Below are 26,859 nucleotides of genomic sequence, written 5' to 3' on the forward strand. Positions count from 1 at the left end.
AATCAAAACCAATTGTCATCCTGAGGGCTAATTTATTGGATAAAAATCAATATTAGTTACAGGCCCTTCGGAGTCGTTATTTCGAGCGATATGCGCATAGTAAATAACCACGCAGTGCTCAGCGAAGCTAAATCTTTCTTTATAGATTTCTCCGTTCCGCTACCGGTGAAAAACCGGTTGATTTCAGTCGAAATAACGATTCTTCTGTTGGGTCTGTCAATGGTAGCCTGTCGAAGGACTTCAATAAGCAATTTTGAAGCATTTCGACAGGCTCAACGGGACAATCTTAAAAATAAATTGTTGTTTGGAGGCATCCTCCCAATTAACGTTCTGTTAAATAGCCAGTCTTTTTAAGAAAATCGGCCCATACCTGATAGCCTGCAGGAATAAGGTGCAAGCCATCTTTAGTCAGCTCAGCTCTTAAATGTTTATCCTGATCTGTAAAGTTCGGATAGAGATCGATAACGGTTACGTTCTTTGCCGCAAATTGCCTGATCTGATCATTAAGCCACAAAATGTGTTCGTCTTTACCATAATGGTTTTTAAACTTTTCGAAGGCACTATTCACAGGTAAAAGCGTATTGAAATAGATATGGGTTTTCTTCGATCCCTTTCTTATTCTGCTGATGATGCTTTTATAATTCCTTAAAATTACACTATCCGGAATGTTTCTCGAAATATCGTTGATTCCAATCAGAATGAAAATTTTAGCCGGTTTACCATCAATCACATCCTGCAAACGCTCCAATACCCCAAAGGTAATATCGCCCGAAATCCCCCTGTTTTTAGCCTGTGGCAAATCCAATAATTTAGCCCAATCGGTACCAGCGGTAATGCTGTTGCCCAGAAAAACAAAATCCTTTTTCGATTTCGGATCAGCTTTAAACTTTGCAACCAGCTCTACATATTTACCCGGACGATAAGTGCTATCCCATTTTATTACCTGCGCCTGTACCGGTTTGAAATTTAACAGTACAAGTGCAAAAGCAAAAACCAGTAACTTATTCAAAAATTTTTCCATCTTATCAGTTTAAAAGCCTAAAATACTATTTTGCCTGTACTAAAACATCCGGATAATCAGAAATAATACCATCTACCTTTAGAGCTTTCAGCTTTTGTACATCGTCCAGAGTATTGGCTGTCCACGGGATAACTTTAACACCATCAGCATGCGCTTTAGTTACCAGTTCTTCGGTAACCATTTGCCACACCGGACTTAAAATAAATGGCTTAAAGCCTAAATCGGCAATATTTTCTTCATAAGTTTTTTTATTGGCCACAAGAAAAGAAGTTTTAACGGCCGGGTACTTTTGGTGAATCAACTGAATGGTTCGCTTATCAAACGACTGGATAACCACAAAAGGAGTAATTTTCTTGCTGTTAATTACTTCCATTAAAAGTTTAACAAAAGTTTCCGGGTCGGGATTGGTTACCCCATCGCCCTTTTCGCTGCATTTGGTTTCGATGTTATAAAAAAACTGTTTACGTTTATTGGCTTTAATATCGCGTTGCACCGCATCAATTAAATCGGCCAGCAAAGGCAGTTGTGTTTTTTCTTTTTTCTGTTGCGGAAAAAGTGCATAATATTTACTTCCGATATCGAATTTCTTAATCTCATTGTAATTCATCCCAAAAATCGGGTATTTACGTGCATCTGATTCCGGAATTTCTTTCCCTTCGGGTGTAAGCATAAATGCCGGACTTAAATAATCATCGTGCGTAACCACTACCTTGCCATCTTTAGAGATGTGGGTATCCATCTCCAGAGTGGTTATGCCTTCAATTTTCATTGCGTTAAGCATGGCTGCAATGGTATTTTCGGGCATTAACCCGCGTCCACCGCGATGTGCTTCTGCACTGAATTTCGGAAATTCTGCTGTTTTTTGGGCAAACACATGGCCACCGAACAAAGATACCGCAATGAATACGGCTGATACATTTAATTTCATGGTATATTGTTATTTCTATTTTAAAATAGGTTCGGATAATCGGTCATTATTCCATCTATTTTTAAAGCTTTTAACTTTTCTATTTCTTCTTGGGTATTAACTGTGGCTGTTAAAACCTTTACCCCATCGGCATGTGCCTTGCCAATTATCTCTGGATTAAAATCTTTGTAAGATGCCCCGATAATAAAAGGCTTAAAACCCAGTTCTTCAATGTGTTCTTCGTAGCTTTTATTATTGTTAACCAGATAATTTAGCCTTACTTCTGGATATTTTTGATGGATAAACTGTAAAGCCCGCTTATCAAAAGACTGGATAACCGTATAATTCAGTATCCCTTTTCTTTTAACTACTGCCAAAACCAGTTCTGCAAACTTTTCGGGCTTAGGATGCAGCACATCATCGCCTTTCACAGTAGATTTAATTTCGATATCGTAAAAGCATTGTTTCTTATGGTTGCTTTTAATGTAATGCTGAACAGAGTCGATCAAATCGCCTAAACGCGGAATATAACTTTTAACCTGTTGTTGCTGAGGAAATGCATCGTAGGGTTTTGCTCCCACAATAAAGCTTTTAAGGTTATCGTAGTTAAGCTGATAAACCGCATATTTCTTTGCATCTGCTTTCGGTATTTCACTACCGTTGGGCAACAGTGTAAAAGCCCGGCTCAAATAATCATCGTGTGTTACCACCACTTCGCCATCTTTGGTAATATGGGTATCCATTTCCAAAGTAGTTACCGGGTAGTTCTTCAACGTAAAAAGCATAGCCGGAATGGTATTTTCGGGCATTAATCCCCTGCCGCCCCGATGCGCCTCTGCACTAAATGCAGGGTATTGAGTTGCTTGAGGAGCCATATTAAGTTTACGGGCCGCCAAAGCACCCAACAAAATTAAACCATAAAGCGTTACAGCGGTTTTCATCGGTTTTTATCCTTTAATTTCTGCTTCAAATTTCTCACCGAAACGATCGGTCGCAACCACCTTTACGTTTTTAACGCTGGGCTCAAAATGTGCTAAAAATAAGTGATCGGTTGAACGCGGTTCTACAAACGGCCTTGGATTAGGCAATTTATCGCCTTTATACAGCTTTACTGCCAGCGGATCATAACCATCTTGTTGTGCTAAAGTGCCCATTGGCTTACCATCGAGGAAATATTCTACTTTCCAATCGGGATCGTAGTTCCAAACGTTTGCAATCAGCCTTTTCTGGTTGGTTAAGGTATCGACGTAAATATCCAGTTGTTCTTTCCGATCTCTACCTGTCGATTTGTAATACCATTTCAGTTCGGTTCCGTCAACTTCGTAAACACCATAACCACGCGGGGTTCCATCTTCACAAATCGGGCCTGTCCACCAGCCGCCACAAACCGTACCATGGTTATGCTCGTAAATTCCGTTTTTGATTACATTTTTATTAAAGTGGGTATGCCCCGACATGATGTGGATGTTTTTGAAATCTTTTAAAACGGCATAGAAATCAGCATTATTTTTTACTGAATTGTGTACCGGAATATGCAAACAGATAATCAATAACGCCTCTTTAGGCACAAACTGTAAATCTTTGGCCAGCCATTCTAATTGCGTTGGAGTGATGTAGCCATCGTAGGTACGCTCTACACCTAAATAGCGTACATCATCTAAAACTACGTAATGCGCCTTGCCCCTGTTAAATGAGTAATATGTTGGTCCGTAATGCGCCTGGAAAGTCCTGTCGGAAGTATCGTCTCCACCCTGCCTGTAATCCTGATCATGGTTACCCAATGCCTGGAAAAAAGGAATACCAATTTTGGCTATGGCTTCATCGTAGGCAGGGAAAAGATCAAAATTATCCCAAACCAAATCACCTACTCCAATTCCATGTACGGGTGTTTTACCCATGCTTTTTACTACCTCGCGGGTATCAGGCACAGAGGTTTCCATCATTTGTGCCACATCTTTTTTATTCTTTACCTGCGGGTCGGCCCAAATAATAAAGTTATGTTTTTCATCATTCTGTTTCAGCGGCTTAAGGTCGAAATTTAATTTTCCGGCAGTATCTGGTTTGTAATAATGGCGCGCGATGCTGCTTTCGGTTTTAAATTCATAACCAGCAGGCGTACTGATCCATACAAAACGGGCCAGTTCGTGGAGTTTTATTTCATAATTACCGCTTTTATCGGTTTGCACTACGCTGTAACCATCAGAAATTACAACCCCGGCAACCGCTTTGCCCTTACTGGTTACGGTTCCGCTTACCAAACCATCAACAGCAAACAGCGACGAGGGGAAGGATTTTAGACTAACGAATAAAGTTGTGGTTAATAAAGTTGACTTTTGTATAAAGGATCTTCTGTTCATTGATTTTTATTGATCTTAAATCATATAGATTAAGTGGTTGCAATATTAAGAAGGCCAGTTCTCGCTGGCCTTCTCATTTTTTTATTTATCGATTAAGGTGGTAACGCTTCCTGTTTCTATATCACTAAGTACCGAGGTATTGGTCAATACAACGCTAATCATTGTCCGCGCCGATTCCCATCCACCTTTATTGGCCCTGTAAACACCTCCTAATCTGGCGAAACTTACAGCAGTTGGGAAACCTGCAAAACGCTTATCGTTTCCATTTGTTCCCTTTCCATAATACTCTTGCGCTGATGTTCCGGCGTAAGTACTAAATTTATCAGTAATCGTAATTCTGAATCCATATTCAGGAGGGCCTGGTGTATAATAACTTCCATTTGCCCCACCATAAAAGATTACATCTAATGGAACAGAGTTTGGAGTTATATTGGTACCTTCAAATATGGCGATACCCGCAACGTTTCCGCTATTAGCCAACAGGTTGCCTGTTACATCTCCAACACCATTTGCGCCCGGCACAGTAGTATAATTCACACTTGCAATCCATTTCGATGCAGGTATAACTGTTGAGGCTGAACCGTTAATACGCTGGCCTGCTCCACCAACATAGAAAAAGCTTCCTTTTTTTACTGAACCAGAGGTAAGGTTAAATTTGTAAGTCCTCAATGCACCTGTGTTCCACCCTTGCGTAGGAAAAGTAGTTGCCCCAGCATTATTATTGGTATATACTGAAAATGGAGTAACTGCAAAATCAATATCCTTTGTTGCTAAAAACTGAATGTATTCATAATTCCCATCTGTTCCGTTGGGATCCACATGAAAACCAGAAATAATTGCTGGCGAAAGTTTAGGCATTGCAACATAAAAGAAGTCTTCTATTGCTCTCATTCTATATTCGATCTTTTTTGAAGCCCCCGTGCCGGTAACATAAACTATACCGGTAAAGTTACCCGATGGCTGAACAGCGGTATTGGCAAAAGTAGCATTAGCACTGGTACGCAAGGTTGCAACCCCGAAACCATCATTTAGGATTTTATCTCCCGAATAAACGACACCACTAGCAGGCTCTGGATCATATACAGCACTATTAATGGCTACCAGCGTGCTTTCATAACGATCTGGATTAGCTAAAATAGTACTCGTACTTGCTGCCTGAAGCTTAATGATTCTACCCGATGCAACTTTGGTAACAGCAGAACTTGTTAAACCAGTGATTTGTAAAACCCCATCTACCCTTTTCAATACACCACCGTCAAGTTTGATATGCAATGAATCTCCAGGAATAAAATTTGAAGCAGCCGCTCCAATATTAAAGGAAATGCCCCTGAGTGAATCTGCGCTACCATTAATGCGGCTATTTTGCAAAGCAATTAATCCTGCTACAGAATTACCCGATCTAAAATCAGAAACCACCACACCTCTAATACTTGTAGCACCACCTATGGCATCGGCATTAAGTGCAAGATCTGTTCCTTTATAGTACCTTCTTAAATCAAAGTTGGAAATGAAACCACTTTCTGAAAACTTATAGCGATAGTCGTCATCCCGTTTGCAGCCTGTGTAAATCACAACAGTAATGGCCAGCAAAAGAAAATATTTTAGTTTATTTTTCATCATCAATAGTATTTAAGGTTTTTGCCACCACATTAGTGTATTAACATCATCTGCTCCCTGTGCAGCCAGAACATTTTTATAATTAGTTGGATTTGTAGATTGTACAAGTATCGGATAGTATAGACGAACCGGCATTTTTCCACCATTTAATAAACTTGCTCCTTTCGGAAGCAGTGGATGCCCGGTTCTCGTGTATTCAAACCATTGCTGAAAATCTACTAAAAACAATGCATAATATTTTTGCAGGTGAATCTGCTCCAGTTTACTGTTAGCACCAACCGTTTTACTATCCAATGGTAATGCGTTGTTCCAGTTAAAATCACCTTTCGAAGCATAATCTCTTACTGATGCGTCATTACCGTTTGCATATAATGACGGAATCCAGTAGTTAATTCCATCTGCTATACCTTTATAATAATAGTTTTCGCCAGTTCCGTTAATCCAGCCTCTTGCTGCCGCCTCTGCCAAAATAAAATCAACTTCTGCCACATTCATGATCACTCCTGTTGAAGCGTCTGTTTGCAAACTGAATGGATTACCAGATTGTGCATCAGAATAAAAATAAGCCTGTTTTGCTGGTGCTCCGCTACCTATCGCATAGGCGCTTGGCACACCAACGTATCCTGCCGGTCCTGAAGCTATTCCCCATCTGTTTACCCCGTTTTTTCCATATGTAGGATTTATTCTAGGATCAGCCCAGCTGGTTAGATTGTTGATGAAGAAATCAACGATGGCAGATGCCCTGAAATCGGCCGGCCTAACACTAACCATAAATGGCGATGAATATACAGCCGTACTGCTATTTGTACCATTCCAAAGAATTTTAGCTGTATGGGTATTATCAGTCATAATTGGATACTTGGCAGGGTTAGTATCTACCATTTCTTTTATTTTGGCTATAACCTGCGCACTTACTTCTGCTTTACCAGAAATACGCAGCAACAACCTTAAATACAGGGAGTTTCCAAATCTGCGCCATTTATTAATATCACCGTTATAAACCGGATCACTGTTGGCCACAATAGTCTGACCTGCCGAAAGAAGTGTATTTGCTTCTTCCAGTTTATTCAGCAACGACATATAAATATCTTTCTGCTTATCAAATGCTGGCTCTAAAGTACCAAGCTTACCCTGATTTGCTTCTGTATAAGGTACATCGCCATAAGTATCGGTTAGCAATTGCATAGTCCACGCTTCTGCAATTCTTGAAATCCCCTGATATGAAGTGTTAATTGTACCTTTTTCGCTGGCAATGATATTGATATCTTTTATATTGGTCAATTCAGAATACCATGAATTCCACATCGCATCAGATAGTTGCCTCCTGATATCATACCTGTAAATCCTGCCTTCCAGCACCTCATCCAAAGTAGAAACTGTAACTTGCATTAGTTCGTTGTTAATGCTCCGGTTACGAATTAAGTTTGCACTTAATACGTTTGTTAAAGTAGGTGCCAGCAATTTTTCTGCTGCAACTTTAGGCACACCTATTGGATCTGTATTGATTTTATCGAAATCTTTCTTGCAGGAGAAAAATGAAGTCCCCATCACTAGTAAGAAAGCATAACCTGTAATATTTTTAATTTTTTTCATTTTCTTATTAGTTTATTCCCACTACTAAACGTGCACCAAAAGTTCTGGTTGATGGCAATTGCCCAACTTCAAAACCTTGTACAATATCGCTACCCGATAAAGTACCAAACTCTGGATCGAAAGCTGGCCATGGCGACCAGGTATACAAGTTACGTCCGTATACACCCAGGGTTAAACGGCTAAGGCCTAAACTCGAAGTCAGCCTTTTAGAGAATGTATAATTAAGACTTGCTTCCCTGAATTTTAGATAATCTGTTCTGAAAGTACTTCCTTCAGCATTGGTAGAGCCGTACATCGCTTCATAAAATGCACCGATATCAGTTGCTACCGTTGTATTAGGACTATAAGTAACACCATCTGCATTTAACATTACACCTTCTCCAATTAAGCCACCATATCTTCCAGGCAGTGTTAATTTTAATTTACCAAGACCGGCCATTCTTGCAAATGTTAATGAGTGTGCAACGGCACCGAGCTGTGCATCAAATAAAACATTTGCAGTAAAACCTTTATAGGTTACACCAGTACCAAAACTAAATCTGAATTTAGGCATGGTATTTCCGAGGTATTTTAATTGTGTTTGATCCACAATAGCTTTACCAGTATTATCGAATACCACTTGTCCGTCAGGCGAACGCTTTAATCCAAAACCGTAAATATCACCTAAACTACCTCCAACATTTGCTACAATTTGAGTACCTCCAAGTGGCCCTGTACGAAGTATTACCGAGCTGTCAGCAAGTTCTCTAATGGTATTTCTGTTTGCCGAAAATGTTCCGTTAACCGTCCATTTAAACGATTTGCTTTGTAACGGCGTAGCATTTACAGACATTTCCAAACCTTTGTTATCTACACGCCCGGCATTAAATATGGCAACTGAATAACCTGTAGACCTGTCAATCGAGCGGCTTAATATCTGATTTTTGGTATTTCCGGTATATGCAGCAAAGTCAAAATTCAACCTGCTTTTAAACAACCTCAATTCTGCACCTATCTCAACAGTAGTTGTAGATAGCGGTTTTAAGTTAACATTTGGAAGTATGCTTGGGTTTGTCATTGCCTCTCCCGGATAAATCCCGTTAGCAGCAAGGGTATAATTATAGGCAGTACGGTATGGGGTTGTTCCACCGCTACCAACCTGAGCAATTGATCCACGTAGTTTTAAATAACTGATTTGTGAAGGCATTTTCCAGAAATCTGAAGCAATGAATGATAAACTTGCAGATGGATAAAAGAAACCAACATTATCTGTACGAAGCGGAGATGCAAGCGTACTGTTCCAATCCTGTCTGCCGGTAAAATCTAAAAACAAATAATTTTTTAGTGAGAGCGACAGTGTACCGTACAAACTGTTGATATTGTAACGGGCTGTATCAGGTACAGATATTAATGGATTTTGATTGTTTTCCAGACTATAATCGCCAGGAACAACCAATCCATCAGCACGTAACTCCGATTTGTAATACCTGTTTCTTAACTGGCTACCTCCTACTGTTGCAGAAAGTTTAATATCTTTTGTTAGCTGCTTGTTATATCTTAATAAAAAGTCAGCATTGACTTCGTACGAATTTATATCCTGAACCCTAAAAGATCCCTGAGCAAATTTTGCTCCTGCAGCATCCCACGGGCGACGGGTTTCGCGGATATCATGATTATAATCGATTGATGAGCGCACCAATAAGCTTAAATCGTTGGTAAAATTGTAAGTTGCCTGAACATTTCCCAAAACACCATTTCGTCTCTGACCGTTTAAATATTGTTCAGAAATTGCATAAGGACCTTCAGGGAAACTCGAAGTTAAATCAACAAATTTCCGTTGCTCTTGGCCGGCCACCCAATAATTTTTAAACCAATCTAAATTCATATTTGGATGAGCAAACATGAACCAATACATTAAAGACTGATTGCCATAACCTGTTGCTGGCAAATTATCGCTATGCCTGTTATTGTAGCTGGCCTTAAAAACAAGATTTAGTTTTTTAGTGATTTTGCTATTTCCCGATAAAGCAACCGAAGTACGTTCTAAATTGGTATTAGGAACGATCCAGTCGTTATCGCCATGGCTTGCAGTAAAGCGTAAACCTACTTTTCCGGCGTTTCCATCTAAGCTAACAGCATTGGTATTTTCTACACCTGTTTTGAAAAATGCATCTAAAGCATTTGGATATGCAACCCAGGGCGTACGGGTTGTACCACCTTTTTGAGTAACAGGGTCGTACTGAAAAAACATACTTGTACCATCAAATCGTGGACCGTAAGTTGAACTCGTTGCATGAGTATCAGCCCCATCAGCATTCGTACCAAAACTATAATAACTTGCACCACTTACCCCTGCGCCATATTCCTGCTGAATATCCGGTCCTCGGTTAATTTGCTCGAAAGCCTTATTAGAAGTGTATGTAATGTTAAACTTTTTCTTATTGCTACCCGCAGATTTGGTGGTAATTACAATTGCTCCGTTTGCTCCCCGCTGGCCATAAAGCGCAGATGCCGCCGGCCCTTTTAGCACAGTTACATTTTCAATATCATCAGAGCTTAAATCGCTAAGTGCACTACCAAAATCGGTAGGTAAAATATCTCCCGATGTTCCATAAACACCACCACCAGTTCCGGCAGTACGTTTTGCACTGCTGCTGGCTACAACTCCATCAATAACAATCAGCGCCTCATTATCTCCGGTTAAATTATTTTCTCCGCGTAGAATAATTTTATTAGATCCTGCCAAACCGCTATTGCGAACCAGGTTCAATCCTGCTACTTTTCCTGATAGTGCATCAGTCCAGTTAGTCGCTACTGCATTTGTAAATGCCGAACTATCTAAAGTTGTAATAGCATAACCCAGCGCTCTTTCCGAACGTTTAATCCCCAAAGCTGTAACAACAACCTCATTTAATTCGCTGGTAGAAGACTGAAGCCTCACTACCGCATTATTATCATTGTTATTATAAACCTTTACAAGCGCTTTGTAACCTACCATATTGTATGAAACGGCGGTTCCTTTTTCAACGGGAATTGTATAATTTCCTTTCTCGTTGGTTACCGCCAAAAACTTCTTTTTTCTATCGGTTATGGTAGTACCAATTAACACTTGTCCATCCTGATCATCCAACACAGTACCTTTAATTACTATATTTTGTGCCGGTGCCTGCGCAAAACTCTCATTAATGAGAACAAACTGAGCCATCAATACACAAACCAAAAGGCTAAAGCGTTTTAGTTTATCCATACAAAAAGTACTACTTTTCTTTTGGCCACAATCGGGGCTGCTTTTCTTTTCATGCAAAACGCACTGATGCCACGAAATTTGTTGAGTAAAATTTTTAATCATAATTGTTATCGTATATCCGGTTAGTAATAGGGTTCATAATTTCGATTTATTTCGTCCGGATTTGCGGGCAAAGTAAGCCTGTTTATGTTAAAAATATGTTAAGCAAGTATTAACGTATTAAAGACGACAGCGAAATGTTGCGTTTTATTTTCGTTTATATTACTTTATATTTCATTAATTAAAATTATAAAAACAAATCGAAAGTAAAAATAATAAAACGCAGCAATAGTTTTTTTTTCTATTGAATGTTTAAAAAGACACGAATTTGGAGGTTTACCAAAAGAAAGACACGACCAATTTATATCAAAACTGATCTAAAAAATGAGCTAAAAGCGCTAAATAAAGGAAAAATAGCTGTTAATGCTTACAAATAAACAAGACTCCACTGTCGCGTAATAATTTCATTACACACCGAAACGGGATGTAAAAAAGGATAGCAACAAAACGAAACATTTAAGTGTAACATTTATATGCTAACTCAAATCGAAAGCTAAAGAAACACAATTATCAGGCTTTTACATATTCAAAAACATGCTTCATGTAAAGTTTACGTAAAGAGAAAGTGCGCTCAAGTGCGATTAAAATAATTACAGGGAATATTAAAAAACCAAGCAGGTTGTAGGTGTAGAAAAAGAAGCCAACAATGAGGATTAACCTGAAACATTCGAGGTAATAAATCCATTTCCGTTGTTCCAAAAGTGCGCCAATATTAATCAGCGTTACCAAAATAAAGATGAGTATAGCTACCTTGTTCAGCGTAGTTAAGGAGCTGTATATCAAAGTTGTGCCGGTAAGCATGGTTACTACCAAAATGAGCTGTAGGTTTAAATAGGTTTTAAACTTAGGCCTGGCTATATCCTGCGTTTTGTTTTGAAAATAACGTTCTTCCAAAACCGGGCGAATATTCTGATCCATTAAAGCCGGACTTCCAAAAACAGCATTCCATTTGGCTTTAAATCCTTCTGCACGGCGGTACGCCTCTCCTATCTCTAAGTAATAATGAAAATGTTGCCACAGAAAACTATAGCTTTTAATGGGATGCGTTAGCCCATACTTGGGTGCTTCCTCTTCTGTCTGGAAAGTCCCGAAAAGTTTATCCCAGAAAACAAAAACGTCACCATAATTTTTATCCAGGTATTTTTCATCCGACGCATGATGCACGCCATGCAAAGAAGGTGTAATCAGTACATTTTCCAACCAGCCAATCTTTCCAATCAGCTGTGTATGCGTAAAAAAAGAATAAGCTCCATGCGCCAGTAATATGGTAATAATCATATTGGGATGAAAGCCGATTAACGGTAGTATACACCAGAAAACATTGCGAAAAACAGCCTGTATGGTGGTAATCCGCGCAGCTGCCGAAAGGTTAAACTCTTCGCTCTGGTGGTGTACAATGTGGGCAGCCCACAAAAAATTAATTTCGTGCCCCAACCTGTGGTACCAATACCAAACCAGATCGGTTGATAGCAGCAGTAAAATCCATACATACCAGGCGGTAGAAATATTAAACAGGGCATAATTAGCATATACCCACTGGTAAACCTGATAAAAACTGGCTGCAATGAATAAATTCAGTAAACGTTCGGCAATACCTACACTAAAATTTGCAACCGTACTTTCGTATTTAAAAACCTTAGCCCTTTTTTGGTGCTGAGCAATTTTAAATTCAATAAAAACGAAAATAAAAAACGCAGGAATAGCAAATGCGAGGTAGTTTACCGTCATAACACTTTTAATATTTTTTTAAGTTTAACGTTGCAAACATAATTATATTCTACTAAATACATAGATTTTATAGATTTATTTTATTACATATTGATTACCTCTATATCTATTTATAGTTTGCCATTTTAAAATATTTACAGAACTTCGATCCCATAAAGACATACTATGGCTACACAGAAAAAAGTTGACAATAACAATATATTATCTATCGATATTGGCGGCACAAGTATTAAATCGGTGTTGTTGGATGAAAGCGGCAACATGCTTAATGAATATGTAAAAAGCAAAACTCCACCAGAGGCTACACCTAAGGATATTGTTAACGGGATAGCAGAACTGGTTAAACCTTTTCCCAAAACCTACAACCGGATTTCTATTGGTTTTCCGGGTTACGTTAAAAATGGTGTAGTTAAAACTGCCCCTAACCTGGCAAAAAACAAATGGGAAGATATTGATCTTGCCCAACGCGTGGCCAATGTACTGGGCCACCCTGTGCGTTTGGTTAACGATGCCGACCAGCAAGGTTTAGGTGTGGTTGCGGGTAAAGGCTTTGAAATTGTTTTTACCGTAGGCACAGGCTTTGGTACCGCTTTGTTATTTGATGGCGAACTGTTGCCCCATTTAGAACTGGCCCACTTCCCTATTAGTAAAGAAGAAGATTACGACGATTATATTGGCAATAAAGCCTTCGAGAAAATTGGCGCAGAACGCTGGAACAAAAGGCTTAAAAAGGTAATCGAAACCTATAAAACGGTATTTAATTACGATACGCTTTACATTGGCGGCGGTAATTCGAAACAAATCGATTTTAAACTCGAAAGCAATATTCAGATTGTAACCAATCGCGATGGCATTAAAGGGGGTGCAAAACTCTGGAAACTGGCTGATAAGTATAATATTTTCACGGTATCTCCTAAAAAATAGCACTATTTTAAAAAATCACTGTTTATTACAATCTTTTAACAACAAAATCTGCAATATTAATTTGTAAACCCTATTTTTGGGTGCATTCAAAAAAATAAAAAATGGCAAATAACGATTCGAAAAAATATAAATTGGGAATGATTGGTTTGGGCACTATGGGCCGCAACCTTTTATTAAACATGGCTGATAAAGGCTTTTCGGTAACCGGTTACGATAAAGACACCAAAATGATTGCTAAGCTTGAAGAAGAAGGCAAAACCCATCAATTGGAAGGCTTTAATGATATTGAAAGCTTTATTTCGAGCTTACAAACACCGCGTACCCTGATTTTATTGGTACCTGCAGGCCCGATTGTAGATAGCGTTATTGCCGAATTGAAACCGCTTTTAAGCAAAGGCGATATTATTATCGATAGCGGAAACTCACATTTTACCGATACTAACCGCCGTGTAGATGAACTGGAGAAAGATGGTTTACATTTCTTCGGCATGGGTATTTCAGGTGGTGAAGAAGGTGCGCGCTTCGGTCCGAGTATGATGCCGGGTGGCGACAAACAAGCTTACAATGTAGTAAAAGATGTTTTTGATGCAGTTGCCGCGAAAGTTGGTACCGATCCTTGTGTAACCTACATTGGTCCGGGCGCTTCTGGTCACTTTGTAAAAATGGTACACAATGGTATTGAGTATGCCATTATGCAGCTCATTGCTGAAGTATATGGCATTCTTAAAAATGGCTTAGGCTACTCTAACGACGAAATTTATAAAGTTTTCAAAAAATGGAATGAAGGTAAACTGCAGTCTTTCCTTCTGGAAATTACCACTGAAATTTTTGTCTTTAAAGATACAGAAACTCAAAACGATCTTTTAGATCAGATTAAAGACGAAGCACGTTCAAAAGGAACAGGAAAATGGACTTCAGAAGTTTCGATGGAACTTCAGTTACCTGTACCAACCATTAACGAAGCTGTTTCTAACCGCGATTTATCTAAATTTAAAAAATTAAGGGTATCGCTTGAAGAAGCATTTGGCAAAAAAGACACTAAAATTGAAGTTACCGTTGATGAATTAGAAGATGCCTTCTATTTTTCGATGATCAGTGCTTATGCACAAGGTATGCACTTATTGGTGCAGGCATCAAAAGAATACCAGTACGATTTACAATTACAGGAAATTGCAAAAATCTGGCGCGGTGGCTGCATCATCAGGGCTACTTTCTTAGCCGATATTTATAAAGCTTACGATAACAACAATGCTTTAGAGCACCTTTTTGGCGATCCTGGAATCCAGAACATCATTAAAGGTACTTTAGCCGGAACACGCAAAACGATAGCCGCCTGTATCAACTCAGGTTTAGGTATTCCTGCGTTTGCCTCTACCCTGACTTATTTCGATACCATCACCACAGGCCGGATGCCTTCTAACTTAATACAGGCGCAGAGAGATTTCTTTGGTGCGCACACTTTCGAACGTATTGATAAAGAAGGTGTTTTCCATGCCGACTGGAACAAATTATCATAACCAAGTACACTTACGAACAAAGACAAAAAATGAAAACCAAAACCGCATTAAACCCGACCATATTTGTAATATTTGGCGGAACAGGTGATTTGAACAAAAGAAAATTAGCACCTGCCCTATACAATTTATTTATGGAGGGTTACATGCCAGAGAAGTTTGCCATTATTGGTACTGGTAGAACCGAATTTACTGACGACAGCTACAAAACTGCCTTAGAAGAAGCTGTAAACCAATTTTCGCGCAGCGGAAAAGTAAAAAAGGAGAAATGGGATGCTTTTGGAAATACCATCCACTATTGCCCTACCGATTTTGCACAGCCTAAAACTTTCGAAAACCTGAAAGATGCGGTAGAAAAATACCAGAAGGAATATGGACCGAACACACAGGTAATTTTCTACCTTGCTGTGGCTCCAAACTTCTTCCCGATTATTGCCGAGTGTTTACAGAAATATAAACTTACACAAGACGAAGACAACAGCCGTATTGTTATCGAGAAACCTTTCGGACACGATTTGGAATCGGCAAAAGAGCTCAATACATTATTGAGCACCATTTTTACCGAAAAACAGATCTATCGTATCGATCATTACCTCGGTAAAGAAACGGTACAAAACATGATGGCTTTCCGTTTTGCCAATGCATTGTTCGAGCCGTTATGGAACAGATCTTACATCGATCACGTTCAAATTTCGGTAACCGAACAATTAGGCGTAGGCGATCGTGGAGGTTATTATGAAGGTTCTGGTGCTTTGAGAGATATGATTCAAAATCACCTGTTGCAATTGCTTTGTTTAGTTGGAATGGAAGCGCCAATTAATTTTGATGCTGATGAAATCAGGAACCGTAAAGTTGAGGTTTTAAGGGCTATGCGTCCTTTTTCTGCAGAAGATATCCGTTTTCATACCGTTCGTGGGCAATACAGTAAAGGTTGGGTTGAAGGTAAGGAAGTACCTGGATACCGTCAGGAAAAAGGTGTTGATGCACATTCTAATACCGAAACATTTGCTGCAGTTAAATTCCACATCGATAACTGGAGATGGCAAGGCATTCCTTTCTATTTGAGAACAGGAAAACGTTTAAACCAAACTTCATCATTAATTACCATCCAGTTCAGAGATGTACCGCACCAGATTTTCTCTTCAGGTGTAACCGAAAACTGGCAACAAAACCGTTTGGTAATCAGCATCCAGCCAGAAATGAGTATCCGCATGCAGGTACAGGCTAAACGCCCTGGATTGGATATGGTACTGAACCCGGTTGATATGGTTTTCGATTACAAAGGAACTTACGAAGGCGATACCCCAGAAGCTTACGAAACTTTATTGCTTGATGCCATGATGGGCGATCAGACCCTGTTTATGCGCGGCGATCAGGTAGAGGCAGCTTGGGAGTTGGTTATGCCAATCTTAAACACCTGGGAAAGCAAAAAATCAATCAACTTCCCTAATTACCCTGCCGATAGCTGGGGACCCGAAGAAGCTGAAGCACTAATTGCAAGAGATGGTTTCCACTGGTTTAACCTGCCATTGAAGAATAAGGATTAAAATACACCCAAACGTCATGCTGAATTTATTTCAGGGTCTCTTTAAAAGAGAGGTGCTGAAATAAATTCAGCATGACGTATATATTACTCACAGCATGAATTTACTCATATACAAAACCCTCGAAGAGTTAAATCAGGATTTAGCCGACTACGTGATCAAGATTGCAGAAATGTCTATCGAAGAAAACGATCGCTTTAATTTTGTTTTAACCGGAGGTAGCTCACCAAAAGCTTTGTACCACTTTTTGGCAACAGAGTGCCAGCACAGGATTGACTGGGAAAAAGTTTATTTCTTTTTCGGCGATGAGCGCAATGTACCGGCCACCGACGACAACTATAACGGCTTAATGGCTAAAAAAGCAATTTTAGATCCGTTGGGTATTAAAGAAGATCATATCTTTTATGTAGATACTACTTTAGCACCTGAAAAAGCGGCTATAGAATACAAAAAAGCAATTGATAAGCATTTTAACGGCGATGATATTGCTTTCGATCTGATTCTGCTTGGTATGGGTGATGATGCGCACACCGCCTCTATTTTCCCGCATACTACTTTGGTTAAAGATGAAGAAGTGAACATTGCTTCGGTATTTGTAGAGAAATTAAACACTTACCGTATCAGCTTTACTGCTCCGTTAATCAATAAGGCCGACAATGTGGCCTTCCTGGTTTTTGGAGAGAACAAGGCAGAAGCTTTAAAGCATGTAATTGGCGATACACAAAAAGATGTAGATACCTACCCTTCTCAACTGATTAACCCAATTGAGGGTAAATTAACCTGGTTTACCGACGAGGCAGCCACTAAATTATTAGAAGATTAAATTACCATGTCTGACGAGCAACAGTTATCAGACTTTTTAAACGGAAAAACGGAATATACCTTAGGGTTATTCCGTTTTTTTGTTGCTCAACTAGCGGAGCTGGGCACAGTTAGCCTTCGTCCTACTAAATCGATGATTGCTGTTGAAAGCAAAAAAAGCTTCGCTTATATTACCCAACTGGGCAAAAATTTCATTCATGTAGTTATTCCGTTCGATAAGGCTCATGAAGACAACCTTTGCTTTACCAAAATTGCACAGGTACCCGGAACCAATCAGTTTAACCACCATTTAAGAATCTATTTTGAAGAAGATGTAAATGATGAAGTAAAAGGGTTCCTGAAAATGGCGATGAAAAATGACTAACAAGCCTTGGTCCATATCTCTACGGACCAGGAATTAACAACCAGCTTAATCCAGTTTTTCTTCTATCAAAAGCTTAATAATACCATCAGCTAATCCTACCTTAGGCACGTAAATCTGCTTAATACCTGTCCATTTCATTAAAGTCAGGTAAATCTCGCAGGCCGGAATAATTACGTCGGCACGGTCAGGATTTAAACCCAGTGTATTAATCCGTTCCTTTAAAGAGTAACTGGTTAACTTATTATACATTGCATTGAGCTTTTGCAACGATAAAGGTGCGTTTTCCTTCTCGTCCGACATGCGGAAGAGCTTATTAATGTTTCCACCCGTTCCGATGCCAGCCAAATGTTTGTAAGCTTTGGTATGTTCTTTTACCCAGTCTTTCATTTCATCCCAGGTTTCTTCCTTATCCTGGTTATCGAGCATCCTGATGGTACCGATATTGAAAGACCTCGAAGCCTCGGGTACGCCCTTTACAAAAACTGATAATTCCGTACTACCACCACCCACATCAATGTAGAGATAGGTTTTATTCTCATCCAGTTCCTCTTCAATATGGTTGGCGTAGATGATATTAGCCTCACGTTGTCCTTCAATAATTTCGAGGGTCAGGTCGGTTTGTTGCTTAATCAGCTTTACAATATCTTGTCCGTTATTGGCTTCGCGCATGGCAGAAGTAGCACAGGCCAGGTATTCGGAAACGTGATACACATCCATCAGGTTTTTAAAAGCGGTCATGGTTTTTACCAGATCTGCCGATTTTTTCTCCGAAATATGCTGATCCAAAAACGCATCATCGCCAAGCCTTAATGGCACACGGATAAGCGTATTTTTCTTGTATTTGTATTTTCCCTCCTGTTTGCTGATATCGGCAATGAGTAACCTCACGGCATTCGAACCGATATCTATAGCTGCGTATCTTAACATTATGATTGATGCTTGGTTTTTAAATAGTTGTAGATGTCTACCTGCGCTCTTATTTTTTTACTTAATCTGTTTTTATGATATTTATTGTTATTCAAGGCATTAATTTGCCTTGATTTGGTATTATCCTGCAGTTGCAGATCGATAATATCCTGTATTTCCTGCTTAACATCGTGATCTAATACCGGAAAGCCCACTTCTACGCGGTGTTCGAAATTCCGGCTCATGAGGTCGGCTGATGATAAATACATGTCGTTTTTCCCGTTGTTGCCAAAAATGTAAACACGCGCATGCTCCAAAAATTTATCGATAATGCTGATGGCCGTAATATTTTCGCTAAAGCCCTTAACACCCGGAATTAAGCAGCAAATGCCGCGTACAATCAACTGTATTTTAACCCCTGCATTGCTCGCATCGTAAAGCTTGGCAATAATGCCTTCATCAGCCAAACTATTCACTTTAAGCAGGATGTAAGCCATTTTACCGGCCCTGGCATTTCTAATTTCGCGGTTAATGAAATTAACCAGTTTCGACCTGCTTTCTAATGGCGAAACAATTAAATGCTTAAAACCACCAGTAACGGTTCTTTTGTTCAGGGCATCGAAAAGTTTAACTAAATCGTTGGTAATTTCCTTTCTGGCCGTAAAAATACTGTGGTCGCAATATAAACCTGCTGTTTTTTCATTAAAGTTACCGGTGGCTAAATTGGCGTAATACACCGGTTTATCCTTTTCAATCCGCTTAACCAAACAAATTTTAGAGTGCACTTTATAATCGGTAAGGCCATAATTTACCTTAACGCCTTCTTCCATTAAACGCGTTGTCCAGAAAATATTAGCCTGTTCATCGAAACGGGCTTTCAGTTCCAGTACAACCGAAACCGCTTTACCGTTTTTTGCTGCATTAATTAAAGCATTAATTACTTTCGAATTTTCGGCCAGGCGATAGAGTGTAATCTGTATTTCAGTTACTTTCGGGTCGATAGCAGCCTCGCGAAGAAACAAAATGATATAATCGTACGATTGGTATGGCAGGTTAACCAGATAATCTTTTTGCGCAACCTTGGCAAAGACACTTTGTGTACGGTGTAAATCGTGCACCTTTAACGGAACATTAGGCGTGTACTCCAACTCCTTTTTACCCACATTCGGGAATGCGATAAAATCGCCAAACTTATGGTAACGGTTCCCCGGAATTAAACTCTCTGCCTCCAGCTTAAGCTTGTTTACCAAAACCGTAAGCATGTTTAAAGGCATCGCCGAATCGTACAACAAGCGCATTGGTTTACCTTTTTTGCGCTTTTCGAGGCTGTTTTTAAGGTCTTCGATAAATTTATCGCTCACATTGTTATCAATATCCAACTCCGCATCGCGGGTTAACTGAATGGAGTACGCTTCTAAATTATCGTAAGTAAAAATATAGAAGATATCATCCAGGCAATAGCGGATAATATCTTCGGCCAGGATAATAAATTTTAAGTCGTTTGTTTCTGGTAGTACAAGAAACCGCGGTAAACTGGGCGGAATTTCGATCAACGCATACTTTTCCCTTAACTTGGTATCTTTTTTCGATAATTTAACGAAGAAATACAGAAACCTGTCTTTAAGTTCAGGAAAAGGCTTATCCATATCCAGCATAATGGGCACCAGGTTCGATAAAATTTTATCCCTGAAATGATTTTTAACGAACTCGCCACGGCTTACATTGAGCTGGGTATCGTTTAAAATAAAAATCCGGTTCTGCGCCAGTTCATTGATCAGTGTAGCCTGAAAAAGCTGGTCGAATTTGCGTTCCTGTTTTACTACGATGTTTTTAATCTCATTCAGGATTTTTTTAGGGTTAAATCCTAAGAGTGCTTTGGCTTTGTCGTTCAGATTGGTTAAACGGGTCATGGTAGCGACACGAACACGGTAAAACTCCTCTAAATTTGACGAAAAGATCGAAAGAAACTTAATACGTTCAATTAGCGGCACAGTTTCATCGGCTGCTTCCTGCAGCACGCGCTCATTAAAATAAAGCCAGCTAATTTCGCGGTTAAAAAACGGTATCTTCTTCTTACTCATTTAAAAAAATAAAAAATCCCTGCCAAAACAGGGATGTTCAAAACTGCATATTAATTTGTTAAATCGATGTTAATTAATTGACGTATTAACGTTAACAAATTTATTTTTTGGCTGGTGTTTTAGCTGTTTTCTTAACTGCTGTGGCTGCTTTTGTTGTTGTTTTCTTAACCGGAGCGGCTTTTTCGCTTTTTGGTGCTGTTACCGTTTTTGCAGGCACTTTACTTGCCGGAACAGCTTTCTTAACTACTGGTACAGCCTTCGCTACTATTTCTTTAACTGCAGCTTCTGGTTTTGCCAATACTTTTTCGGCTTTTTCTTCGGTAGCAATAGCAGCAACTTTAACGCTCTGCACTACAGGTTTGGCTTTGGCTACTGCCTTCTTCACCACCTTTTCTGCAGTTTTTTCCGATTTACTCAGTGTTTTAGCAACAGGCTTTTTAACCTCTTTGGTTTTCTCTTTCGATGCATGCACCAAATCATCTATTTTTTGTCCAACTTCGGCCTTTACGATGGTAAATTTCTTGGTTAGCTTTTTCGCAACACGCTTACTGGCCTTCCCCACTTCCACACTGATTTCTGATACATCATGGCCTAAACTTTTGATTACTTCCAGAAATTTGTCGGTTATAGATTGCTCTAATTGTTTCTTCACTTCCTTTTTCGTGATCTTTTTTTGAGACTTCGGCTTAGTGGTTTTCATATTATTTTTCGTTTTTTTGTGAGGACAGAATAATTTCTACTAAATCTACTTATTTTTTTACTTTAAAGCTAAAACCATGCCTTCTTTTGATATAGTAAGTAAAGTTGATGCGCAAACGCTCGACAACGCCATTAACAATGCAAAAAAAGAAATCTTAAACCGCTACGATTTCAACGGCTCGAAAAGCACCGTCGATCTGGACAAGAAAACCAATGTGATAACCATTGTTACCGAAGATGATATGCGCTTAAAAGCCATTGAAGGATCAATCATTTCGCGTATGCTGAAACAAAACCTGGATCCGAAAGCCCTTGATTTTGGTGAAGAACAAGCTGCTTCGGGCAATATGATCAGAAAAGAAATCAGCATAAAGGAAGGTTTGGATAAAGAAGCAGCCAAGAAAGTTGTTGCTAAAATTAAAGCCAGCGGCTTAAAAGTACAGCCAGCCATTATGGACGATCAGGTAAGGGTTACCGCTAAAAAAATCGATGATTTACAGGCAGTAATCAGTTTATGCCGGGGCGAAGATTTCGGACAACCTTTGCAGTACATTAACATGCGGAATTAGTTTAACTGTTTAAACTGGTTAATCGGTTAACTGTTTTAGTAAATTCTTACGAATGAACTACTGACAACTGAACCAATGAACAATATACAGTTAACCCCTGTAAACAATTAACCGATTAACCAACCCTTACGATTAACCTAAAAAAATGGAAATCAGCGAGAACGGATTCATATTCTCTGACAAAAAGGAGCTTTTAAATATCGAAGCCATACATCATTACTTAAGTGTAGAATCTTATTGGGCAAAAAATATCCCATTAGAAACGGTAAAACGCTCAATTGCAAATTCGCTCTGCTTTGGCATCTATAAAAACCATGAACAGGTCGGGTTTGCCCGTTGGGTAACCGATAAGGCAACCTTTGCCTGGCTTTGCGATGTTTACGTAGCAGAAAATTACCGCGGACAAGGTTTATCCAAAAAGCTAATGTCGTTCATGATCTTCCACCCCGATTTGCAGGGACTGCGCCGCTACCAGCTGGCTACTTTAGATGCCCATGGCTTGTACGAACAATTTGGTTTTGCAGCAATCGAAAACCCTGAAAGGCAAATGGGTATTGTAATTCCCAATATTTACAGCGAGCCTAAATAAACGAACATAATTAAAATCCAGATGAAAAACCTTCTGGATTTTTTTATTTGGAATGTGCCGAAAACATCATTTTTAATACATTTTCGTCTAATAGAAAAATTAAAATTAACTTTCGGCGTTTAATTCAAAAATATAGAATGAATAAAAGTAGAATTTTCAGCGCGCTTTTAAGTGCAGCGCTCGTAAGTGCGGTACCGGCTTTGGTACAGGCACAAAAGGCAAACTGGCAAAATCTTGATCTTAAAAGTGATAGTACATTCGGTATCAGTACCGAAAAAGCATATAAAGAGCTTTTAAAAGGCAAAAAATCGGTTAAGGTAATTGTTGCCGTTAACGATGGTGGTGTGGAAGCTACACATGAAGACTTAAAACGCATCATGTGGGTAAACAAAAAAGAAATTGCCGGCAATGGTAAAGACGATGATAAAAACGGTTATGCCGATGATATTAATGGCTGGAACTTCATTGGTGGCCCAAAGGGATCGGTAAACTTTGAAACCTTGGAGTTAACCCGTTTGGTACGCCGCGATATGGCCCGTTTTGCCAATACAACAGATGCAAACGTTGCAGAAAAAGACAAGAAAGACTGGGAAACTTTTAAGGCAGAAAGAGCTGACCTCGAGAAACAACTGGGCGAAGCTAAAGCAAACTTAGCCGGCATTAGCGGATTTAAAAACGCACTTGATGCTGTGGTTAAAAAAATCGGCAAAGAAAATCCTACTGCCGAAGACTTCAAAAACTTTAAACCAAGCACCCCAATTGAAGGCCGCATACAAAGCGTATTGGCAAAACAACTGGAAGAAGGTAGCTTTAAAGATTTTTACGAAGACCAGATTAAAGAAGGTTTCGATTATTACACCCGCCAGGCAGAATATAACCTGAACTTAGATTATAACCCACGCGATATTGTTGGCGATAATCCGGATGATGTTAACGAGAAATTTTACGGAAACAATGATGTTGCCGGTCCGGATGCCATGCACGGATCGCACGTTGCCGGTATTATTGCAGCCGATAGAACCAATAAAATCGGGATTTGGGGTGTTGCAGATAATGTAGCCATTATGGGTGTACGTTGTACACCAAATGGCGATGAACGCGATAAAGACGTAGCAAACGGTATCCGTTATGCGGTTGATAATGGCGCTAAAGTAATCAACATGAGCTTTGGTAAAGCCTATAGCTGGAATAAAGCAATTGTTAATGATGCAATGAAATATGCTGCTTCTAAAGACGTATTGATTGTACAAGCTGCCGGTAACGAAAACAAAGATATCGATGTAGAAACCAATTACCCTAACCATAAAGATCTGGATGAAAAAACCATCGCATCGTGGATTACAGTAGGCGCTTCTGGCCCAACAGACGATGAGACATTAAAAGCCAGTTTCTCTAACTTCGGTAAAACACAGGTTGATGTTTTTGCCCCAGGTGTACACATTTACTCTACTGTACCGGGTTCTAAATACAAAAACTTAGATGGTACCAGTATGGCCTCACCTGTTGTTGCAGGTTTAGCGGGTTTAATCCGTTCTTACTATCCGAAATTAACGGCTTCTCAGGTTAAAGAAATCATTGTTAAATCGGTTACAAAAGTAAACCACAATGTTTCTTATGCTAAAGGCGAAGAGCCAGGTGCTGAGAAAGTATCAGTTCCTTTTTCTGATCTTTGTATCAGTGGAGGTATCGTTAATACTTACAATGCGTTGAAATTAGCAGCTACTTACTCAGGTAAAACTACTGCTAAATAAATATTTTTAAAGAAGTCAAGTTTTAAAAACTTGACTTCTTTATCGAATTATAAAGTATCCATATCAATTACAAAGCGATACTTTACATCGCTGTTTAATACCCGCTCATAGGCTTCGTTTACGTAATTGATGTTAATTACTTCCACCTCCGAAACGATATCGTGCGCCGCACAAAAATCGAGCATCTCCTGCGTTTCTTCAATACCACCAATACTCGAAGCTGTTAAAGCCCTGTTGCCATGCATTAAAGCCGAACCCGGGAATTTAATTGGCTCTGCCGGTAAACCTACGCAAATGTGTACACCATTAACCTTTAAAAGCTTAAAGTACATTTCGTAGTTATGTGGTGCTGAAACCGAATCGATAATAAAATCGAAATGCTTCGCATATTGAGCCAGTTGTTCAGCATCTTTTGTCACCACAAAATTATGGGCACCTAATTTTCTGGCATCAGCTTCTTTTGAGGGAGAAGTACTTAAAACCGTAACTTCGGCACCAAAGGCAACGGCAAATTTAACCGCCATGTGGCCTAAACCACCCAGACCTAAAATGGCAACTTTATGTCCTTTGGTAATGCCCCATCTTTTAATGGGCGAATAGGTTGTAATTCCGGCACAAAGCAAAGGTGCTACACCAGCCAGGGGAAGTTTATCTGATACATGAACCACAAATTCTTCGGTACAAACAATTTTGTTCGAGTAGCCACCGTAAGTTGGCGTAGTTTTATCGCGCTCTACACTGTTGTAAGTCCAAACGGTTTCGCCTTTTTCGCAAAACTGCTGCTGACCGCCTTTGCAGGTTGGGCATTCCTTACAACTATCAACCATACAGCCAATACCCGCTAAATCGCCTACTTTAAATTTAGATACCGCCGAACCTACTTCGGTTATGCGGCCCACAATTTCGTGGCCCGGAACCATTGGGTACCTTGCAGGTCCCCACTCGCTACGCACCTGGTGAATATCGGAATGGCAAATTCCGCTGAATAAGATTTCGATCAATACATCTTTTGGTCCAACGTTTCTTCTTTCGAAATTCCATGGAGCCAGTTTATCGGTTTGGCTGTGAACAGCGTATCCTTTTGCAGCTATCATATATTTTAAGTTTTATTCAAAGCTAGAAGATTAAGCTTTAGCATTCGTCATGCCTGCTTCATTTCCGGATATGCCATATTGTTGCATTTCTATTTGCAAAAACCTTAAAACATGAGCCCTTTTAAACTAATCCCCTATAAATTAAGCTGTAGCAAAATAATTTTCAAAATATTCATTCAATTTATATTTTTATAAAATGGACAACGTAAAACCACTACCCGATTTATCTGCAGAAGAACAACGTGTTTTAGGCGCATTAATAGAAAAAAGCCGGACCACCCCAGATTATTACCCAATGACGCTGAATAGCTTAACCGCTGCCTGCAACCAAAAAAGCTCGAGAAACCCGGTAGTAAATTACGATGAAGAAACAATTACCTTAACCTTAAACCAGCTTAAAATTAAAGGGTTAATCTCAACAGCTACAGGTGGTTCCAGTCGTGCAACTAAATATAAACACAACCTGGCAATCGCTTATCCCTTGTTGCCTTCTGAACTAGCTATCATCTGCCTTTTATTATTACGTGGCCCTTTAACTCCTGGCGAAATTAACAGTAACTCAGGCAGATTATACGAATTCGAGAGTATTGAAGAAGTTTTAGCGCAACTTCAAAAGCTATCAGATGAGGAACCCGCTTTTGTAAAACAATTGGCCAAAAGAACAGGACAAAAAGAAGCCCGTTTTATTCATCTCCTTGGAGAACAGGCTGAGATTACCCCAGAACCGGAAACTGAAACAACCGTAGCAGCAGCTCCATTCGATACCGCAGAATTAGAAAACCGTATCGAAAAACTGGAAAAGGAAGTTGAAGAACTGAAAGAACTGGTTAATTTATTGATGGATAAATAGTTTGATGGTCAATGGTTTATTGGTCAATAGTTCATTAGTCCCCACCCATAGCCCGAACGTCATTTCGAAGCCAGTTTTTCATTGGATAGGCAATCTTACCTGTCGCTATTAACCCATAGTTGTAAGATTGCTTCGTACCTCGCAATGACGATTTTCTATTGAAAACTGTCAATGATAGAGAAGCCTAGCCTAATCTAGAAATCTTCATAACTAAATCGTCATTGATGCTTTCGTGGAGAGTATTTCAAAACCCGTTTGATAATTGGTTATTTAGTAATTGGTTCATTGGTCAATAGTCCATTAGTCTAATCCCATAAATCCAACCATCATTTCTAAAAACCTTTATAACTAATCTATTTGTGACTCCTGAATGGAATACATTTCAGCCCCCCTTGATAATTGGTTATTGTATATTGGTTATTTAACTATTACCCAATAATTTCTCCGTGTTTTTCCGTGCCTCCTATGTTTGTTGTGAAATTTAAAAATAATAAATTTAACATATTTAAGTGAAAAAGAGTGAGAGTTGATTTGTGCCCAAACAACTTCTTATAGTATGTTCTCACGGAGATATTGCCTCACTCTTTTTTGCCTTTTAGAATCT

At 39.3% G+C, this 26,859-nt stretch carries 21 protein-coding genes; 9 read left to right on the forward strand and 12 right to left on the reverse strand.

The genetic code is table 11. The annotated features are described in order from the left end of the window. Positions 1 to 322: 322 nt before the first annotated feature. The 8 genes from HWV58_RS20930 to HWV58_RS20965 form a co-directional block, all read right to left on the reverse strand. Positions 323 to 1,021 (reverse strand): GDSL-type esterase/lipase family protein, encoded by a 699-nt coding sequence (locus tag HWV58_RS20930; RefSeq protein ID WP_175635954.1) that lies wholly within the window; start codon positions 1,019 to 1,021, stop codon positions 323 to 325. A 25-nt stretch (positions 1,022 to 1,046) separates the two neighbouring features. Continuing rightward, positions 1,047 to 1,949 carry a glycerophosphodiester phosphodiesterase family protein gene (locus tag HWV58_RS20935; protein ID WP_175635955.1) on the reverse strand — a complete coding sequence of 301 codons (903 nt, stop codon included), beginning with the start codon at positions 1,947 to 1,949 and terminating at the stop codon, positions 1,047 to 1,049. A gap of 20 nt (positions 1,950 to 1,969) precedes the next feature. Next, positions 1,970 to 2,869: a glycerophosphodiester phosphodiesterase family protein gene (locus HWV58_RS20940; RefSeq protein WP_235972788.1), complete on the reverse strand. Its 900-nt coding sequence runs from the start codon at positions 2,867 to 2,869 to the stop codon at positions 1,970 to 1,972. 6 nt (positions 2,870 to 2,875) lie between these two features. Further along, on the reverse strand, positions 2,876 to 4,285 hold the full coding sequence (locus HWV58_RS20945) for a calcineurin-like phosphoesterase C-terminal domain-containing protein (RefSeq protein WP_175635956.1): 1,410 nt from the start codon (positions 4,283 to 4,285) through the stop codon (positions 2,876 to 2,878). Between the two features lie 81 nt (positions 4,286 to 4,366). Beyond that, complete coding sequence (locus HWV58_RS20950; protein WP_175635957.1) at positions 4,367 to 5,905, reverse strand: DUF5689 domain-containing protein; 1,539 nt, start codon at positions 5,903 to 5,905, stop codon at positions 4,367 to 4,369. Between the two features lie 9 nt (positions 5,906 to 5,914). After that, positions 5,915 to 7,495 carry a SusD/RagB family nutrient-binding outer membrane lipoprotein gene (locus HWV58_RS20955; protein WP_175635958.1) on the reverse strand — a complete coding sequence of 527 codons (1,581 nt, stop codon included), beginning with the start codon at positions 7,493 to 7,495 and terminating at the stop codon, positions 5,915 to 5,917. Between the two features lie 7 nt (positions 7,496 to 7,502). Beyond that, entirely contained in the window at positions 7,503 to 10,721 is a 3,219-nt protein-coding gene (locus tag HWV58_RS20960; RefSeq protein ID WP_175635959.1) for a SusC/RagA family TonB-linked outer membrane protein, read from the reverse strand. Positions 10,722 to 11,330: 609 nt separating this feature from the next. Next, complete coding sequence (locus HWV58_RS20965; protein ID WP_175635960.1) at positions 11,331 to 12,548, reverse strand: sterol desaturase family protein; 1,218 nt, start codon at positions 12,546 to 12,548, stop codon at positions 11,331 to 11,333. A 165-nt stretch (positions 12,549 to 12,713) separates the two neighbouring features. On the opposite strand from HWV58_RS20965, the gene HWV58_RS20970 reads away from it, so the two are divergent. The 5 genes from HWV58_RS20970 to HWV58_RS20990 all read left to right on the forward strand — a co-directional run bounded on the left by HWV58_RS20970 (position 12,714) and on the right by HWV58_RS20990 (position 17,716). Next, on the forward strand, positions 12,714 to 13,472 hold the full coding sequence (locus tag HWV58_RS20970; RefSeq protein WP_175635961.1) for an ROK family protein: 759 nt from the start codon (positions 12,714 to 12,716) through the stop codon (positions 13,470 to 13,472). 101 nt (positions 13,473 to 13,573) lie between these two features. Next, positions 13,574 to 14,989 (forward strand): NADP-dependent phosphogluconate dehydrogenase, encoded by a 1,416-nt coding sequence (gene gndA, locus HWV58_RS20975; RefSeq protein WP_175635962.1) that lies wholly within the window; start codon positions 13,574 to 13,576, stop codon positions 14,987 to 14,989. A 29-nt stretch (positions 14,990 to 15,018) separates the two neighbouring features. Next, positions 15,019 to 16,533: a glucose-6-phosphate dehydrogenase gene (zwf, locus tag HWV58_RS20980; RefSeq protein WP_175635963.1), complete on the forward strand. Its 1,515-nt coding sequence runs from the start codon at positions 15,019 to 15,021 to the stop codon at positions 16,531 to 16,533. Between the two features lie 94 nt (positions 16,534 to 16,627). After that, entirely contained in the window at positions 16,628 to 17,353 is a 726-nt protein-coding gene (gene pgl / locus HWV58_RS20985; RefSeq protein WP_175635964.1) for a 6-phosphogluconolactonase, read from the forward strand. A gap of 6 nt (positions 17,354 to 17,359) precedes the next feature. Next, positions 17,360 to 17,716: a DUF5655 domain-containing protein gene (locus HWV58_RS20990; RefSeq protein ID WP_175635965.1), complete on the forward strand. Its 357-nt coding sequence runs from the start codon at positions 17,360 to 17,362 to the stop codon at positions 17,714 to 17,716. Positions 17,717 to 17,761: 45 nt separating this feature from the next. Here the strand turns inward: HWV58_RS20990 and HWV58_RS20995 are convergent, their stop codons facing one another. The 3 genes from HWV58_RS20995 to HWV58_RS21005 form a co-directional block, all read right to left on the reverse strand. Then, the gene (locus HWV58_RS20995) at positions 17,762 to 18,643 is read right to left on the reverse strand and encodes a Ppx/GppA phosphatase family protein (RefSeq protein WP_175635966.1); all 882 of its coding nucleotides are present in this window, start codon (positions 18,641 to 18,643) and stop codon (positions 17,762 to 17,764) included. Next, complete coding sequence (ppk1, locus tag HWV58_RS21000) at positions 18,643 to 20,703, reverse strand: polyphosphate kinase 1 (RefSeq protein WP_175635967.1); 2,061 nt, start codon at positions 20,701 to 20,703, stop codon at positions 18,643 to 18,645. The genes HWV58_RS20995 and ppk1 overlap by 1 nt, the downstream gene beginning before the upstream one ends. A gap of 100 nt (positions 20,704 to 20,803) precedes the next feature. Beyond that, entirely contained in the window at positions 20,804 to 21,403 is a 600-nt protein-coding gene (locus HWV58_RS21005) for a hypothetical protein (protein ID WP_175635968.1), read from the reverse strand. 76 nt (positions 21,404 to 21,479) lie between these two features. Between HWV58_RS21005 and HWV58_RS21010 the strand changes: the two genes are divergently transcribed. The 3 genes from HWV58_RS21010 (at position 21,480) to HWV58_RS21020 (ending at position 24,311) form a co-directional block, all read left to right on the forward strand. Further along, entirely contained in the window at positions 21,480 to 21,971 is a 492-nt protein-coding gene (locus HWV58_RS21010; protein WP_175635969.1) for a YajQ family cyclic di-GMP-binding protein, read from the forward strand. Between the two features lie 145 nt (positions 21,972 to 22,116). Further along, positions 22,117 to 22,560, forward strand: a complete 444-nt coding sequence (locus tag HWV58_RS21015) for a GNAT family N-acetyltransferase (protein WP_175635970.1) — start codon at positions 22,117 to 22,119, stop codon at positions 22,558 to 22,560. A gap of 137 nt (positions 22,561 to 22,697) precedes the next feature. Beyond that, positions 22,698 to 24,311, forward strand: a complete 1,614-nt coding sequence (locus HWV58_RS21020; RefSeq protein WP_175635971.1) for a S8 family peptidase — start codon at positions 22,698 to 22,700, stop codon at positions 24,309 to 24,311. Between the two features lie 47 nt (positions 24,312 to 24,358). On the opposite strand, the gene HWV58_RS21025 is transcribed toward HWV58_RS21020, so the two are convergent. After that, positions 24,359 to 25,405 carry an NAD(P)-dependent alcohol dehydrogenase gene (locus tag HWV58_RS21025; RefSeq protein WP_175635972.1) on the reverse strand — a complete coding sequence of 349 codons (1,047 nt, stop codon included), beginning with the start codon at positions 25,403 to 25,405 and terminating at the stop codon, positions 24,359 to 24,361. A gap of 196 nt (positions 25,406 to 25,601) precedes the next feature. Between HWV58_RS21025 and HWV58_RS21030 the strand changes: the two genes are divergently transcribed. Further along, positions 25,602 to 26,255: a YceH family protein gene (locus HWV58_RS21030; protein ID WP_175635973.1), complete on the forward strand. Its 654-nt coding sequence runs from the start codon at positions 25,602 to 25,604 to the stop codon at positions 26,253 to 26,255. Positions 26,256 to 26,859 lie beyond the last annotated feature (604 nt).

The sequence above is a fragment of the Pedobacter ghigonis genome (genome assembly GCF_903166585.1).
Taxonomy (GTDB): domain Bacteria; phylum Bacteroidota; class Bacteroidia; order Sphingobacteriales; family Sphingobacteriaceae; genus Pedobacter; species Pedobacter ghigonis.